Raw genomic sequence first — 15,882 nt, 5'->3', positions numbered from 1 at the left:
GATAAGGTTCTATTTCCCTGACCTAGCAGCCGGTTTCGGCAAGCTCTACAATCTCTACGGCGTATGGCTCCATGTCAAGCTCCGGTCCGATCCGTCTCTCACTGAGAATACTTAGATAAGCTTGACTTAGCGTTACAGTTTGCCGCTTCCGTGAAAGATTCAATAGGAACAAATATCGCTTCTCTCTCTTCTTGCGGACCGAGATTTGAACGCCCTCCGGCAGATCGGGAAACAGGCTCGCACCCGCATCTGCACAGGCCTCCCGGAAAAAGTCCAAATAAAAGCTCTCCTCGGCAACCGTCCCCAAATAATACACCTTTCCGCTTCCAAGAGAATGAACCGCAGCGGCCGGTTTGCCGGCGAAGAAATCGTCTTCATACCAAGCGATCGGTTCCGCGCCGGAAAGTTCCAAAATATCACACCATTGCATGCATGTGTAGGTCTTCCCATTCTTCGCCCGAATGGTATGGACGTCTTTGCCGATCGGATCATACTCTGACACGTACACCCCAGCCGCTTCGGCCAGAGGCCCGGGCAGCGGTTCAATCCGGCAAACATTGTTCATATTTTTAACGCCGGTGCGATTCGTTACAATCAAGGTAGCCCCGCTGCGGACACAATCCTCCAAATGGCCTGCCACGCGTTCATCCAGCAAATAGAGAGAGGGGGCGACGATTAGCCGATATCCGCTTAAATCAGCTGTCATATTTACCACATCGGTCTGAACGCCCAGCTTGGTCAATGCGCGGTGATACAGCTTTATATTGTCGAAATAATCCATCCCCTCAGCCTGCGGCTGAATCTGAAGAGCATTGTATTGATCGTGCGAGTGAAGAATGGCCGCTTCGCCATGCACCTCCGATCCGGTCAGCAGCGGTGAGAGACGGTTCACTTCCTCGCACAGCTTGCTGTACTCCTCTAACCGGCGGCCCGGAACGTTGCTGTGGTCGATCAAGCCATGCCAGAATTGCTCGGCGCCGACCGGAGCGCTTCTCCACCGGAAATGCACGAGCGTGTCTGCACCGCGCGATATGCACTGCCAGGCGAACGCCCGAATAAACCCCGGCTGCGGCGTTCGCCACATCGGGAACCAGCAGCCTGGCGGGCCGCTGATCGTTTCCATGATCCAGAAGTTGCACCGCTTGATCCCCCGGGTCAAGTCCAGCGTCAGTGCCCCGCCGTATCCGCTCGTATCCGATTTTTCCGGACTTGTGTTCGGATAATAGTCAAGGGAGGCAAAGTCCAGCGAGTCGCAGAGTTTGTAATAGTCGAGGGACATCGGGTAGCTCCAAATATTATGCGTCACGAAATGACCCGGGCACCGTTTCCGCAAAAGATTCACTTGCAACTGCTGGAACTGGGCGACGGAATCCGTTTCGAACCTTTTCCAGTCCAGTAAATAAGACGGGTTTTTGAAGGAGGTACCGCCCAGCGGGGGCTTGATTTGCAGCCAACTGCTGTACTCCCCGCTCCAGACGACGGTGCCCCAAGCGCGGTTAAGAGCCTCCAAAGATCCGTACTTCTCCGACAGCCATTCTCGGAACCGCTCGCTGCAATTGTCGCAATGGCACTCGTTCAGAGCAAATTCGTTATCGATCTGCCATCCGGTTACAGCCGGATGCTTCGAATAATGCGAGGCAAGCTTATCCACGATTTTCTCCGAATAAAGGCGCATCGAAGGACTGTTATAACAACGATGTCCGCGCACACCGGGATATCGCGTATGCAGCAAGGCATCAACGGGAAGCACGTCCGGGTATCGCTCCACCAGCCAATTCGGCGGCGTGTTGGTCGGAGTTCCGATCACGACCTCGATGCCTCGTTCATGGAAAACCTCTATCGCCTCGTCCAACCATGCGAAATCGTACCGTCCTTCCTCCGGCTCCAGACGCGACCAGGCAAATTCAGCTAACCGTACCAGACGGACTCCCGTCTGCCGCATCAGATCCGCATCCTGATCCCACATGGCGCGCTCCCAATGCTCCGGATAATAATCCACACCCATTTTAATCATAAGCAGCCCTCCACTGATTGCTAAGCTAAGTACCTTTAATTGTAAGCCGTCTTTCACCGAAACGAATCCTTATTTCGGCAGCAGGGAGTCCTGCCCCAGCGCACGGGCGCAAGGCAGGACTCCTTTTTCCCCAAATCAATTCCGGCTTCTACGATGCTGTGCCCGTAATGCTCGTGCCGTTCTTCGTAATCGTATAGTTGATAATGGCGCCGCTCCAGAAGTGGAACTTCAGAATCACCGTTCCGTCGTTCACTTTGTTGAAGAAGCTCTGTGTAAGAGTGATTTCATTTGTTGCATAAGATGGTTTGAATGTTTGGCCGAACGCCTTGAACGAAGTCCAGTTATCCGGACCGGCGTTGCCCCCTTCAGCATACACGGCCTCCATCGTAGCAAGTCGGTCGCCATTGAAGACGGTCGGGATCGCAAAATTTGCGGTGGTGCCTTCCGCGTTTTGAAGCACCGGGGTGTCATTGTACAAGACATGGAAGGTCCAATCGGCGCCTTTGTTAAATTGGACTTTCAATACGGCTACCTCGCCGAGTGCGGCCGATTCAGTCAGCTTGGCGGTAAAACTTGCTTTGAGGGTCAGGTCTTCGCCGTTCAACTCATAATCCTTGCCTTTTTTCAACTTATAGTCTCCGGCCCTGATGCCGGTCAGCTTATTGCCGTTCAAGTGCAAGGGCACTAAAGTGTCCTGAGCCGGCGCGTCTTTTCTGACAAAGATCAGATCGGATTCGCCAGTGGAAGAGCGGCCTTTCAAGCTAGCCATGATCTGATCGTAAAGCTCCGGATCGTTCCACTGAAGTGTTCTGCGGTCAAAACGCCCGCCGTTGTCCCACAGCATAAGGGCAAGTTTGTTCTCTACGGCTTTAGAGGTGAAATACTCGATATACTTCAACATCTCGCCATGCTCGGGCAAACCTTCGCTGACATCCCAGCCTAGCAGTCCGTATTCGCCTACGATAACGGGAATTCCTTTCGATACGAACGCATTCGATACATTGTCAATCAATGTATCGACAACCTTAATCGTGTCGGCCTCAAACTTTGGGTAGCCCCCAATGTTTATGCTGAAATTCCAGAGGCCGTAAAAATGAACGGTCGTGATCAAATTCGGATCGTTCAGCTTGGCAATCGTGCTTGCAAGCGAATCCACACGCACTTTCTCGTCATTGCAGTATAACGTCGGCAGCACAAGCGGACGATCGGCATTAGCGCCTCCCGACGCTCTTACAAGATGGACGAAGGTTGTGTTGATCTCATCAAGAAATGCGAGCTGCGTCGTTATATCAACGTTTAAAAATTCCGGTTCGTTGATGCTTTCGAACATCAGTTTGTTGGAATGATTCTTGAAGCGGTCGGCGATTTGCGTCCATACCGCGGTATATCGGGCCAATACTTCGTCATGATTCGTTGGCATCGTTCTGACCCACATCCAAGCGTCGTGGTGAACGTTGATCATGACATACAGACCTTCTTCGAGCGACCAGTCGACGACTTGCTGAACCCGGTCCATCCAGGCCGGATCGATCGTATAATCCGGTGCGTCGCCCATCCGCCCGTTCCATGTAATCGGAATACGGATACTTTTGAAGCCCTGCTTCTTAATTTCCTTAATGAATTCTTTGGTTACGCGCGGGTTGCCCCAAGCCGTCTCATCATTTTTTGTCGGATCAGTCGTATTAAATGCATCAAATGTATTGCCCAGGTTCCATCCGGGCTGCATTGCGCTGACATAAGACTGCATTTTGGTTTCTTTCGGGGAAGCAGCGGCCGAGCCGACGGGTGAAAACAACGCCAGCAACAGGGCAATGATCATTGCGACTGACAGATAAGATCTTTTGGTTTGCACAGAAATTCTCCTTTGGTTTCATAATTTTGGCTTCCACTGTACACGTGTTGCTTGGCGGACGTTACTTAGGTGTGCCAATGATTCGGCCACCTTTGGCCGTAAGCTGATAATAGTCAAGTTAGGCAAAATCCAACGACTCGCAGAGTTTGTAATAGTCAAGGGACATCGGGTAGCTCCAAATATTATGGGTCACGAAATGACCCGGACACCGCTTTCGTAGAAGATTCACTTGCAGTTGCTGGAACCGGGCGACAGAATCCGTTTCGAATCTTTTCCAGTCAAGCAAATAAGATGGGTTTTTGAAGGTAGCGTTTCTCTCACTGAAACGAATTCTTATTTCGGTAGTAAGGGAGCTCTGCCGCAGCGCACGGGCGCTGGGCAGCACCCCCTTTTTCCCTAATAAATTCCAGCTTCTACGATGCTGTGCCCGTAACGCTCGTGCCGTTCTTCGTAATCGTGTACTCGATGATGGCGCCGCTCCAGAAGTGGAACTTCAGAATCACCGTACCATCGTTCACTTCTTTGAAGAAACTTTCTGTAAGTGCGACTTCATTTGTAGCATAAGTAGGTTTGAATGTCCGGGCGAACTCCTTGAACGAAGTCCAGTTATTCGGACCTGCGTTGCCCCCTGTAGTGTAAGTGGCCTCCATCGTGGCAAGACGGTCACCGTTGAAGGCAGTCGGAATCACAAAGCTTGCGGTTGTGCCTTCCACGTTTTGCAGCACCGGCGTGTCATTGTACAATACATGGAAGGTCCAATCGGCGCCTTTGTTAAATTGGGCCTTCAATACAGCAACCTCGCCGAGTTCGGCCGATTCGGTCAGCTTGGCGAGAAAACTTGCTTTGAGGGTCAGGTCTTCGCCGTTCAACTCATAATCTTTGCCTTTGACCAAATGATTGTCCCCGGCCCAAATGCCGGTCAAAATATTGCCATTCAAGTTCACATGGACTACGGTGTCCTGAGCCGGCGCGTCTTTCCTGACAAAGATCAGATCGGATTCGCCAGTGGAAGAGCGGCCTTTCAAGCTGGCCATGATCTGATTGTATAGCTCAGGATCGTTCCACTGAAGCGTTCTGCGGTCAAAACGCCCGCCGTTGTCCCACAGCATAAGGGCAAGTTTGTTCTCTACGCATTTAGAGGTGAAATACTCGATAAACTTCAACATCTCGCCATGCTCGGGCACACCTTCACTTAACGGTGTTTTGAAAGGTGTAGCATCCCAGCCGAGCAGTCCGAATTCGCCAATGACAACAGGAATTCCTTTCGATACGAACGAAGTCGTTACATTATTAATCATTGTATCGATATCCTTAATCGTTAATTCTTCAAGCTTCGGGAAGCCCGCAATGTTTACACTGAACGGCCAGAAGCCGTAAAAATGAACGGTAGCGATCAAATTCGGATCGTTCAGCTTGGCAATCGTGCTTGCAAGCGAATCCACATGCTCTTGCGAGTTATTCGTAAATAACGTCGGCAGCACTAGCGGACGAACGTCATTTTTGCCTCCCGACGCTCTTACAATATGGACGAAGGATGTGTTGAACTCATCAAGAAACGTGTGCTGCGTAGCCACATCAACGTTTTCAAATAACGGTTCGTTGATGCTCTCGAACATCAGTTTATCGGAATGATTCTTGAATCGGTCGGCGACTTGCGTCCAAATCGCATTATATTGGGCCAATACGGCGTCATGATTCGCCGGCGCCTTGCTGATCCACATCCAAGAGTCGTGGTGAATGTTGATCATGACATACAGTCCCTCTTGCAGCGACCAGTCGACGACTTGCTGAACCCGGTCCATCCAGGCCGGATCGATCGTATAATCCGGTGCGCCGCCCATCCGCCCGTTCCATGTAATCGGAATACGGATACTTTTGAAGCCCTGCTTCTTAATTTCCTTAATGAATTCTTTGGTTACGCGCGGGTTGCCCCAAGCCGTCTCATCATTTTTTGTTGGATCAGTCGTATTAAATGCATCAAATGTATTGCCCAGGTTCCATCCGGGCTGCATTGCGCTGACATAAGACTGCATTTGGGTTTCTTTCGGGGAAGCAGCGGCCGAGCCGACGGGTGAAAACAACGCCAGCAACAGGGCAACGATCATTGCGACTGACAGATAAGATCTTTTTGTGCGCATAGAAATTCTCCTTTTGTTTCATTTATTTAGATTGATTCTGTAGATGTTTTGCTTGCCGCGTATTTACTGATGCATACCTGAATATCCTCCTCTGCTTGGAATAATGGGCACTGCTGTCTTTCAAGGAAATCAATTCCCAGAGACACTTGTGACTGCGCTTCGATGTTGTGTTTTTCATGCAACTCCTCATTGAACGCTTTATGTAAGCGGTGACATTTTTATTTTAACTATATGGCAGTTATAATAATACTTCATAAAATCATCTAAAAATCATGTAGAAATTCAATATTTTGGATGATTTCCTGTAAAATATCGCTTCACAATGGAATACGCCCGCTTCGGCCTGCGGTATCGGTCGACGATTCCTTTGCTGTTCTGTGTTCCGGCGCGGGTCAACAACCATCCCGACCCTTCCGTTACCCTGCAGTCGCAAAATTGCCAGATTAGCATGCCGGACAAGAATGGGACGGACATATAAGCCGCCAAAATGCTCTCAATGATACCGGCCTGGCGTTCCTCCGTTCCTTTTACCCGGCTCGGGTCACGATATCCGTAATCGCGCCGGCATGAGATAAGGGACCGCACTCCTTATGGCGGCCCCTCTCAATCGGATCGGTTCAACAAGCCGACGTTACTTAATGCTGCTGTCGGCTTTCAGCTTGACTTTGTCAGCTTTTACTCATTCCAAAGCTTCACGCGGTCTTTCACCAGCTTGGTGAATTCCTGATTCAGCTTGTTAACGCCGGCTTTTTCCAAGTCCTTCATGAAGCTGTCCCATACGGCGTCGAATTGGTCCGGCTTCGCCAGTATCGCTTCCGGAACGCGCTTCTTCATAATGTCTTCGCACTTCTGAAAGAGGACGTTCGCTTCGGAGCCGCTTTCCATGTTGATGTTCCATGCTGCGCCCCACGGTCTAACCGGGAATTCTTTCTCGGACGGCCACAGATCCTTGAAGTTCTTGATTTTGTAAGCAGCCAATGTCTCTTTGTCCGCTTGGGTGTATTCCTTCTCGATTTGTTCCGGGAAGACAGTGGTGTAATAGTTGCCCGTCGGGTCCTTCACACCGTCACCATAGCTCGGTCCCATTCGGTACATTTCAATACCGGTAGTTTGCTTAAATTTTTTGTTATCATTGATCTTCATCTTCAAAATGTCGTCCAGGATGACGCGCTTGCCGTTCTCCACCTTGTAATGCTTGCCTTCAATCCCCCAGTTGACCAACACTTGCCCTTCATCAGACGCCAGAAAATCCAGGAACTTGATGATGCGAACCGGGTCTTTGGCGCTCGTCGTGATCGAGATGCCGGTACCAGCCAAGTATCCGGTATCTTGGAAATCATGTCTCTTGTAAGTTTCATTCAAGGTAACCGGAAAGTGGGCGTAGGTTTGATCGAACTTGCCCTCTTTCTTCAGCAATGCTTCTTCATTGGCGTAGTCCCAATCCGCATCGATGAGTCCCAGAACGCGGCCGCTGGCAACCTTCGCCTTGTACTGGTCATACTTCTGCACGAAGCTCTCCGGGTCGAGCAAGCCGATGTCGTTCATATGGTTTAGCCATCGGAAGTATTCCTTCTCCTCCGGACGCAAGTAGTGGAATTTCGCCTCATAGGTTTTCGGATCAATGTAAAACTCGCCTTCATCCGGCGCGCCTGTCGTGGCAACGGCGGGGTTGGTCGTAGTAATCAAAATTTGCCATTCCCCTGCGTTCAGGGACAAGGGGATGATCGGCTTGCCATCGGCTGTGGTCGGGTGCTTGTCTTTGTAGGCTTTGAGCGCGTTCTCGAAATCCTTCACCGTCTTGATTGCCGGATAGCCAAGCTCCTTCAACACGGCATGCTGCAGCTCGAAGCCGCCGCCTGCCTTGAAGTATTGGTTGTTTACCCCAGCTGTCGGCAGGACATAAATGCCACGGTCGTCATTGCTCCAGCGCAGACGCTTCATATAATCGCCATATAGCTTCTTGATGTTCGGTGCATACTTGTCAATGAGCGGCGCCAAATCTAGCAAAGCGCCGGCGTCCTTCAGCTTGCCCGCACTGCCCTTGGCCGCAACCATATCCGGATAGTCGTTGCTTGCCACCATCAGCGAAAACATGTCATCATTGCCGCCTACCGGGAATTGTGCCTTGATGGAGATGCCGGTTTTTTGCGTAATGAGTTTGCCGACTTCACTCTGCATGTCGTCCCAAAGCGGGTTGTTGTCGCCCGCAGCGAAACGGACTGTCAAGGGGGTAAGAGCTTCCTTGGACGATTCGGATACCGATGGTTTTGACGATGCCGCAGGACTGCTTGCGCCGTCGGAATTCGGCTTGCTGCAGCCGGTTGCCGCCAACAAGGCGACGATCATCAGAACGTTAGCCACTTTCGTTGTGTTGACTTTCATGAAATACTGCCTCCCCTTTTTTTAGATGATGAATGAGGTAATGATTGTATTGGACAGGTTCCCTGAGCCTACCGATGTCAGTTAACTCTTGACCGCTCCCAGCGTTATGCCTTTCACGAAGTACTTTTGCAGGAAAGGATACACCAAAAGGATCGGAGCGGTGACGACCATGGTGATGGCCATCTGGATCGATTCCGGCGAAACCATCGCCAAGGACTGCTGCTTGTTGTTCGGGTCGTAGATATTGCCGCCGTTGTCCGTCGTGAGCAGAACCTTGCGGAGCTCGTATTGCAAGGTCGTATACTCCGGCTTTTGACCGTTGTACAGATAAGTGTCAAACCAGGAGTTCCAATGGTTGACAGCGATGAACAGCGCGATGGTAGCCAGCACTGGCTGGCACAAGGGGAGAATGACTCTCCAGAAGATGGTCCAGTCGTTCGCGCCGTCCATCTTCGAGGATTCCAGCAAGGCATAAGGCAGACCGTTAATATAGGAGCGCACGATGAGCACGTTCCATACGCTCAAGATGCCAGGGATAATATAAACCCAGAATGTGCCTAACAGGTGCAAGTCGCGAATCAGCATATAGCCGGGAATCAAGCCGCCGGAGATGTACAGGGTCATCACGAAGATGGTGGTGAACAACCGCCTCGCCTGAAACTCCGTCTTGCTCAGGACGTAAGCGACCATGGAGGCGGACAAGACGCCGACCACCGTACCCAAGACAGTTCGGATGATCGAGTTGCGAAATCCGGTCAGCAAGCCCTCATATTGAAAGATCGTCTCGTAATTCCGTGTAGTGAAAACCCGCGGCCATACGTGGATGCCGCCTTTGACGGTATCCGCGGAGTCGTTGAAGGAAATGGCCAACACGTTGATGAACGGATATAAGGTTGCAATCCCGATCAGGATCATGATGGCATACAGGAAAATGTCGAATAAGCGGTCGGCTGGTTTTTTCTGCACAAGCCCTTGCACTGTGATTCCTCCTAAATGATCGTTTCTTTGGTGAATTTTTTATAGATTGCATTGGCCGTAAACACCAGGAAAATACTGACAACGGAATTGAATATCCCGATTGCGGTGCCGTAGGAATAACGGGACATCTGGATACCGTATTTCAAAGCGTAAATATCAAGCACCTCGGAGTAATCATTGACCAGCGGATTCCCAAGCAAGAACTGCTTCTCGAAGCCGATGCTAATCAGGTTGCCGATGGACAGAATCAGCAGTACCATGAAGGTGGGGCGGATTCCCGGCAGCGTAATATTCCACATCCGGCGGAACCTTCCCGCGCCGTCCACAGTAGCCGCTTCGTACAACTCCGGATCAATCCCGGCCATGGCCGCAAGATAGATGATGGAGTTCCAGCCGGTTTCCTTCCACATATCCGCTGATGTGACGATTCCCCAGAACCAGGTGGGCTTCGCCATGAACTGGATCGGATGGTCCGTAATGTGAAGCATCATCAGCAGTTGGTTCACCGCACCGCCGTCGGTGGAGAGCATCTTGCTGACCAAACCGGCGACAACCACCCATGAAACAAAGTGGGGCAAATACGAAACCGTCTGAATGGTCCGCTTGAACAACTGTCCGCGCAATTCGTTGATCAGCAGTGCAAAGATAATAGGAACGGTAAATCCGACAATAAGCCCCATAATGCTCATTGCAAGCGTATTCCGCAAAACCAGATAGAACCGTTCGTCCGCGAACAATTCGTGGAAGTTGCTGAGCCCCACCCACTTCTGTTGCCAAATATTCTTGCCAGGCTTATAGTTCTGGAATGCCATCAACCAGCCCCATAATGGAACGTAGTTGAATATAAACAACCAGATGATGAAAGGCACGGACATGAAGTATAAATATTTCTGCTCCAGCATGGTGCGAATGAAGCTCTTCCTTCGTTTCTCCGCCGGATGAAAAATGGCAGCAGTTGTTAGCGGTTCCATCCCGGTTCCTCCTCCTTCTCTCTCTTGATCTTAGTTTAACGCACAAGGCCTGACGTCAAAACCCGAGAAATTCGCCAATAAATCATGTTAAAATAAGCGTTTTCAATAGATTAAAAAAAAGAAGGAGGCCCATGGCCCTCCTCCCGGAACATCTATGGCTTTTCGTGCGAAAACATCTTGAAGGGAGCGCCTTTGAACGAAGATGGGGACGCTATATTATATCAAAAATCGACATGCAAGAATATGGCAGCACGGTATCACACCGAAGTGGTTTTGGTTGGCTTCATCTTATAGTGGGACGGCGATTCGCCTAGATACTTTTTGAATTTCAAATGAAAATAATCGGCGTTGGCATACCCGACACGCGTCGCTACCTGGTGCACCTTGAGCCCGCTGGCCAGCAAATGCCTGGCGTTCCGGATTCGGACTTTGTCCAAATAGTTGTTAAAGGTGTCGCCCGTGAAGCTTTTGAACATTTTCCCCAAGTACCCGCTATTGTAATTGAATAGCTCAGCGAGTGTCTCAAGCTTTAAGTTCTCGGCGTAATGACGCTCCACGAAGTCGAGAATTTGCTTAACGGCAGACTCGCAGCTGAACGTGCTTATGCGCTCCGTCAGTCCGAGCAACCTGTCCTCAAGCATCTGACGCAACGACCGAAGATCAGGCTGCTCATAGATTTCCGCGACTACCGAAAGGGCAGCCTGTACGGCGGTGAAGGCGGTATCACTTGTGTTCGACAGCTTGGTCAGCGCGAGCGATATCCATTGCGAGACGGCGATTTTCATTGCTTGCTCCGCGCCGTCGTACGCGGCGATCGACTGCCCCCCTTCATCCAGAATGCGCCGAACGGCGTCCTTGCTGCCGATATCTAGCGCATAAAATAGCTTATCCGCCAAACCGTTTATATCGGGTCCGGTTGGCTCGCCGTCTCTTGCTCCGTTCGCGGCAAGGTTGAGCGGCGGACGCTTAAGGATGACCGTCCGTTCTCCGCGGAACAGGAACTCTTCCTTCAGCAGCCGGACAGCCTGCGAATAGGATAGACCGATGTCGGCGAGCTGATGCACCGGGTCTCCCGCCGCTGCGGAGAAGCCGCCGTTCAGTCCCAGAAGCGATTCCTCCAAATCCAGATACATCGAATTGGCCTGCAGCTTATTCGGCGCCCTCTCATTCAGCAGAACGCCGACAAAGGGCTCTGCGGCGAATACGATGCCAGTACCCGACGACTCAAAACGCTCTGCCAGCTTTCTTCTGACTTCCGCCCGACCGTTTGCATGACTGCCAAGAGGCGGATGCAGCTTCAGGAGCATTACCCGATACGAACGCCAATCGAGAATCGGCTCCTTCGGCGGTTCCATCGCCGTACGGTGACCCTCCTCATCATACATTAGCAGCGATACGATCTGATCCTCGAGCTGCTGCGCCGACGTCTGTTCCTTTTTTTGCAGCGATCCGGAGGCCTCCCTCAGCACTCCACCGATCCTGTCAAGCTCTGCGTCGAATTCATCCGTATCTACTGGCTTGAGCAAATAGGCGTTCACTCCCCATGAAATCGCGCGCTTGGCGTACGAGAAATCGGCATGGCCGCTTAAAATGATAAATTGGCATTCCTTATCGGACTTGCGAATTTCTTCGATAACCTGCAGCCCGTCCATCCCAGGCATGCGGACATCCATGACCATAAGGTCGGGCTTCAGCTCCTGGTGCCGGAGCAGCGCCTCCCGGCCGTTGCCCGCTTCCCCGATTACCTCAAAGCCGTGCCGTCGCCAATTCACAATCGCCTTCAAGCCTTGGCGTATCGCTTTTTCATCGTCTACGAGAATAACTTTATACATGCGAATCTCCTCCAATCGGTATCATGAAACGAATTTCCGTCCCTTCATTTTCCCGGCTGACGATGCGGAGTCCATATTGCTCTCCATAGGTAAGGACAAGCCGCTGATGCACGTTGCGCAGGCCAATGCGATGGTTCTTCCCGTCTTCGGGGTCGTTCAGCGAGCACATCAGCGCATCCAGCCTCGCTTCCGGAATTCCGACGCCATCGTCAGCAACAGTCACATACAGGGCGTCATCCTGAAGCTCCGTCCGAATCCGTACTAAGCCCGCCTCTTCTTTATTCTCAATCCCGTGAATCACGGCGTTCTCCACCAGGGGCTGCACGACGAGCGGCAGAATCCGGAATTCGCTTGATGCCGGGTCGAGCTCAAGCTCGTAGAAAAGATGGTCATCGTAACGGAATCGTTGAATGGCCAAGTAACATCGGACCATATCCAGCTCCTCGCCGAGTGTAATCGTACCGCCTTCGATCTCGAGGCTCTTGCGCATCAGTTTCCCAAGCACCCTGACGATGTCGGCAATATCCGCACTCCCCCGCAAATGAATCTTCATCCGCAGCGACTCAAGGGCGTTGAACAAGAAATGGGGATTGATCTGACTGGCCATCATTTTCAGTTTGATTTCTTTCTGCTTGAGCTCCAGCTGCGCTTTTTGCCGGTTCGATTCGGTCACTTCCTCCATCAACTCGCGGATATTGCCGACCATATAATTGAATTGCCGCGACAGCTGGCCGATTTCGTCGTCACCATCAATCACTGAGCTGGCATGCAAATCGCCTAAAGCCACCTTATTGATTTGCTTGCTCAAGCGAAGGATGCGCTTCGACAACAGGGAGGAAAAAATATAGATGAACACCAAGGCGATTAACAGGCTCATGATGATAATGAAGAGTCCGAACATGCTGATCCGGTTCGCTCCCTTAACGATGCTTTGCACCGAAAACACGGATATGATTTTCAAGCCGTTACTGCTCACGTCCGGAATGAGGGACTCTATAATGAGCTTCGACGTTTCTCCGTTGTAATCGATTTGGTACGTGCCGCTCGGTTTATCCAGCATTTCCTGGGTGATATGAAAGTCGCGAATATGCTTACCTACGAGGTCCGTGTTTTTGGCCGCATCGATATATCCGTTCCCGTCGATGACCATCGTATCGAACTGCTCCTGCCTCAGAATTCCGTTCAGCTCCGTTTGGCTGATATTGATGACGAGCACGCCGGTCGTTCGGTAATTCGGATAATAGACGCGACGCACCAGACTCAGGTAAGCACTATCGCCCTTCGTTTCGTCTCCGATGTAATACCAGCCGATTTTATCCGAGTTCTTGATCGCCGCCTTGTACCATTCCGCATTCACAATCGACGGCTCTGGCTGTAAATAATCCCAGTTATTCAGCAGCGTCGGATTATCCACGTACAACCGGATGTTGGCGATTTCTTTATACAGCCGCTCGTATTGCTCGAACTCCTGATATTCTCTATAGGCTTCTACAACAGAATACTTCGATTGGTAACGCTTATTGACCAGAGCTTCCAATCGCGGGTCCGTCGCCAACTTGTTAGAAATCTCGATCGACTGCTTCAATATTTCGTCGATGCGCGTCTTCACCTTCTCCACGTCGTTCGATGTTTGCTGGACCGCATCGTTTAGTGCCGTCTGGCGGAGCGATTGGGTCAGCAAAGCGCCCACGATCCCGACCGGAATAAAAACGACAAGGATGAATGAAATGATCAACTTCTTTTTCATGTGAATGTTGTTTGTTTTGTCTAACCATTTCATAAGCACCTCGCCCCCTTTTTTTGATAGCGTTTTCAATTATGTGAAATATATTAGTTTCATGCTTCTGCTATGGGGCTGTATAATTATAAGAAAACTTTCGAGAGCATCCTACCCGGCGGACTCATGGAAATTTCATGTCAAAATTAGATATTTTTATCCTAACACAATAAAATCGACGTTGCATTATGATCCGCCTGCTTGCAGTAAAAAAATACCTTTGGTTGGATGACAAATAAGTTTTAAAGTGCAAGAAACCAGTAAATTCAAGGGTTTGCTGGTTTCTTTGTGAAAATGTAAAGAACTATAAAGATTTGAAGTGGTTTGAACGATCAAAAAGGCTGAAATACAAAATGCGGATCGTAGAACCCGATCCGGCTCGACGGGATCAAGGCCGATCCACACGATTGACGCTGGCCTGAACCGCCGTCTGCCGGATATGCATTTCCGCATGGCCAGCAGAGACCCGGAACTGCATCCGGTTCCTTTGAGTATAAAGACGGCTTAATTTGCGCTACATGGTTAACCCACTCCCACTCCGGAAGCCCCAAAACAAAGCTGCCGCACATGGAATCCACATGCAGCAGCCTTCCTTCTATTCCTTGCAAATGAAGCGCCGAGCTGCAGTCGTCCCTCGAAGCGGCGATGGTCGTCATCCGCCCTTGAAGGATTCCACGCCCGCCTACAAGTTCTGCTTAGGGGAACGGCCCAGCCCCAGATCTAGACCTCCCTGTATATGTTCAGTTAAAATGAATGGAGTGTCAACCTGACAACATATGGCTTTTCATGCTCTTCACATTTCCCAAAAGATAACCGGATAAAATTATATGCACCGTTGTTCCATACATTGAAATCATGAACTCCATTCTTTAGAAGGACCTGGTAATAATCACCTACAAAATCTCCCGCAGTGTCCGTGAGCCCCTCAACCGATTTGGCATAGCTGCCATTTGCTACTCCGTCTGAATCGCCGCAGGTGGTATATAGCAAATGAAGATTATGGATGCATGATGTGAGACTGACTCCAAGAGTTTTGCCATCACTCGACGTAGGAGCGTTTGAAAAAGCTCCGACATAAGCGAACAAATCTATCATGCCTGGCGCGAGCACTGTCTTATCCAACCCGTTGTTCCAGGGGCTCTCTGTGCCAGAGATTCGCGTCGAATCATGTCGGTAACCGCCGAGGATCAGATTCAAGGCTTGCATCCCCCCCATCGAAAGCCCGGCGATCGCTCTGCGCGTGCGGTTATATAAGATTCCCTCATGTGAAGTGACTGTTATATCTGCGTAGGTTTTGTAGTTTGATTCTATAAATGGAATCAGATCGTATCTCAACTCATAATCGAAGTAATAGAATCCCAGCATATTGGTTCCTTCGGAATTGAAGGAGCTATCCGCCCAGTCGTACGCGCTTCTTCCGTTGGGAAATACGACGATCAGCGGATCGATATCGCCGTTTACAATAAGATTGTCAAATATATTGCAAATGATAAATCGTCCGTCAGCCTTACCGTTACTGCTTAACCATTCATATTGATCCCCACCTACTCCATGAAGCAAATACAATACATTATATCTAACAGTAGTGTCGTTTGGATCATAACCCGCAGGCAAGTAAACGTTGCATGTCTTCAATATGGTATTTCCTGCAACGGTTTCTCTTCCTGCTTCACTAGTATCGATGCTCCTATCTGTTACAAGCTGTCGAGACAAATGAATATAGTTGCCTACCTTATAGGAAACCTCCTGAATCGTACCTTGAGACTCTTCATTAACTGACCTAAGATATTCGTCAGGCACTGACGTCACATTTATGCTTCTCATAGATCATTATTGTCCCTTCGGATATATTTTTTCCACGATAAGATTAAGGAATCCCTTAGAATTATAAAAACGGCTTAATTTGCGCCACAAGGTTAACCCCGCTCCCCACTCCGG

The 15,882-nt window shown here is 50.3% G+C and carries 11 protein-coding genes and 1 pseudogene; all 12 read right to left on the bottom strand.

Translation table 11 applies throughout. The annotated features are described in order from the left end of the window. Positions 1–22 precede the first annotated feature (22 nt). The 12 genes and pseudogenes from QFZ78_RS32850 to QFZ78_RS32800 all read right to left on the bottom strand — a co-directional run bounded on the left by QFZ78_RS32850 (position 23) and on the right by QFZ78_RS32800 (position 15,753). Positions 23–2,071 carry a beta-galactosidase gene (locus QFZ78_RS32850; RefSeq protein ID WP_307553525.1) on the bottom strand — a complete coding sequence of 683 codons (2,049 nt, stop codon included), beginning with the start codon at positions 2,069–2,071 and terminating at the stop codon, positions 23–25. 91 nt (positions 2,072–2,162) lie between these two features. Continuing rightward, positions 2,163–3,833, bottom strand: coding sequence for a cellulase family glycosylhydrolase (locus tag QFZ78_RS32845; protein ID WP_307556000.1), 1,671 nt, complete (start codon positions 3,831–3,833; stop codon positions 2,163–2,165). A 151-nt stretch (positions 3,834–3,984) separates the two neighbouring features. Beyond that, complete coding sequence (locus tag QFZ78_RS38685) at positions 3,985–4,251, bottom strand: beta-galactosidase (RefSeq protein ID WP_373460148.1); 267 nt, start codon at positions 4,249–4,251, stop codon at positions 3,985–3,987. A gap of 28 nt (positions 4,252–4,279) precedes the next feature. Next, on the bottom strand, positions 4,280–6,004 hold the full coding sequence (locus QFZ78_RS32840) for a cellulase family glycosylhydrolase (protein WP_307553524.1): 1,725 nt from the start codon (positions 6,002–6,004) through the stop codon (positions 4,280–4,282). 282 nt (positions 6,005–6,286) lie between these two features. Beyond that, positions 6,287–6,559 (bottom strand): annotated as a pseudogene (locus QFZ78_RS32835) (beta-glucuronidase); the annotation flags it as partial. Between the two features lie 120 nt (positions 6,560–6,679). Continuing rightward, entirely contained in the window at positions 6,680–8,386 is a 1,707-nt protein-coding gene (locus QFZ78_RS32830) for an ABC transporter substrate-binding protein (protein WP_307553523.1), read from the bottom strand. Positions 8,387–8,467: 81 nt separating this feature from the next. Further along, entirely contained in the window at positions 8,468–9,301 is an 834-nt protein-coding gene (locus tag QFZ78_RS32825; RefSeq protein ID WP_307555998.1) for a carbohydrate ABC transporter permease, read from the bottom strand. 74 nt (positions 9,302–9,375) lie between these two features. Then, a complete protein-coding gene (locus QFZ78_RS32820) occupies positions 9,376–10,335 on the bottom strand; it encodes an ABC transporter permease (protein ID WP_373461082.1) in 960 nt (319 codons plus the stop codon). Between the two features lie 257 nt (positions 10,336–10,592). Then, positions 10,593–12,167, bottom strand: coding sequence for a response regulator transcription factor (locus QFZ78_RS32815; RefSeq protein ID WP_307553522.1), 1,575 nt, complete (start codon positions 12,165–12,167; stop codon positions 10,593–10,595). Continuing rightward, on the bottom strand, positions 12,160–13,947 hold the full coding sequence (locus tag QFZ78_RS32810) for a sensor histidine kinase (protein ID WP_307553521.1): 1,788 nt from the start codon (positions 13,945–13,947) through the stop codon (positions 12,160–12,162). Before QFZ78_RS32810 ends, QFZ78_RS32815 begins: the two co-directional genes overlap by 8 nt. 329 nt (positions 13,948–14,276) lie before the next feature. Further along, entirely contained in the window at positions 14,277–14,600 is a 324-nt protein-coding gene (locus tag QFZ78_RS32805) for a hypothetical protein (RefSeq protein WP_307553520.1), read from the bottom strand. A gap of 88 nt (positions 14,601–14,688) precedes the next feature. Beyond that, a complete protein-coding gene (locus QFZ78_RS32800; RefSeq protein WP_307553519.1) occupies positions 14,689–15,753 on the bottom strand; it encodes an alpha/beta hydrolase in 1,065 nt (354 codons plus the stop codon). Positions 15,754–15,882: the final 129 nt, after the last annotated feature.

The organism is Paenibacillus sp. V4I5, assembly GCF_030817255.1.
In the GTDB taxonomy this organism is placed as follows: domain Bacteria; phylum Bacillota; class Bacilli; order Paenibacillales; family NBRC-103111; genus Paenibacillus_E.
Note: the sequence above shows the minus strand (reverse complement) of the source record. Positions and strands in the feature narration are given on the sequence as shown.

What these genes read in the sequence shown, in the direction of transcription:
- QFZ78_RS32805 (WP_307553520.1), bottom strand. Translation starts at nt 14,600, where the DNA reads ATGACGACCATCGCCGCTTCGAGGGACGACTGCAGCTCGGCGCTTCAT.
- QFZ78_RS32845 (WP_307556000.1), bottom strand. Translation starts at nt 3,833, where the DNA reads ATGATCATTGCCCTGTTGCTGGCGTTGTTTTCACCCGTCGGCTCGGCC.
- QFZ78_RS32815 (WP_307553522.1), bottom strand. Translation starts at nt 12,167, where the DNA reads ATGTATAAAGTTATTCTCGTAGACGATGAAAAAGCGATACGCCAAGGC.
- QFZ78_RS32810 (WP_307553521.1), bottom strand. Translation starts at nt 13,947, where the DNA reads ATGAAATGGTTAGACAAAACAAACAACATTCACATGAAAAAGAAGTTG.
- QFZ78_RS32820 (WP_373461082.1), bottom strand. Translation starts at nt 10,335, where the DNA reads ATGGAACCGCTAACAACTGCTGCCATTTTTCATCCGGCGGAGAAACGA.
- QFZ78_RS32840 (WP_307553524.1), bottom strand. Translation starts at nt 6,004, where the DNA reads ATGCGCACAAAAAGATCTTATCTGTCAGTCGCAATGATCGTTGCCCTG.
- QFZ78_RS32830 (WP_307553523.1), bottom strand. Translation starts at nt 8,386, where the DNA reads ATGAAAGTCAACACAACGAAAGTGGCTAACGTTCTGATGATCGTCGCC.
- QFZ78_RS32825 (WP_307555998.1), bottom strand. Translation starts at nt 9,301, where the DNA reads ATGATCCTGATCGGGATTGCAACCTTATATCCGTTCATCAACGTGTTG.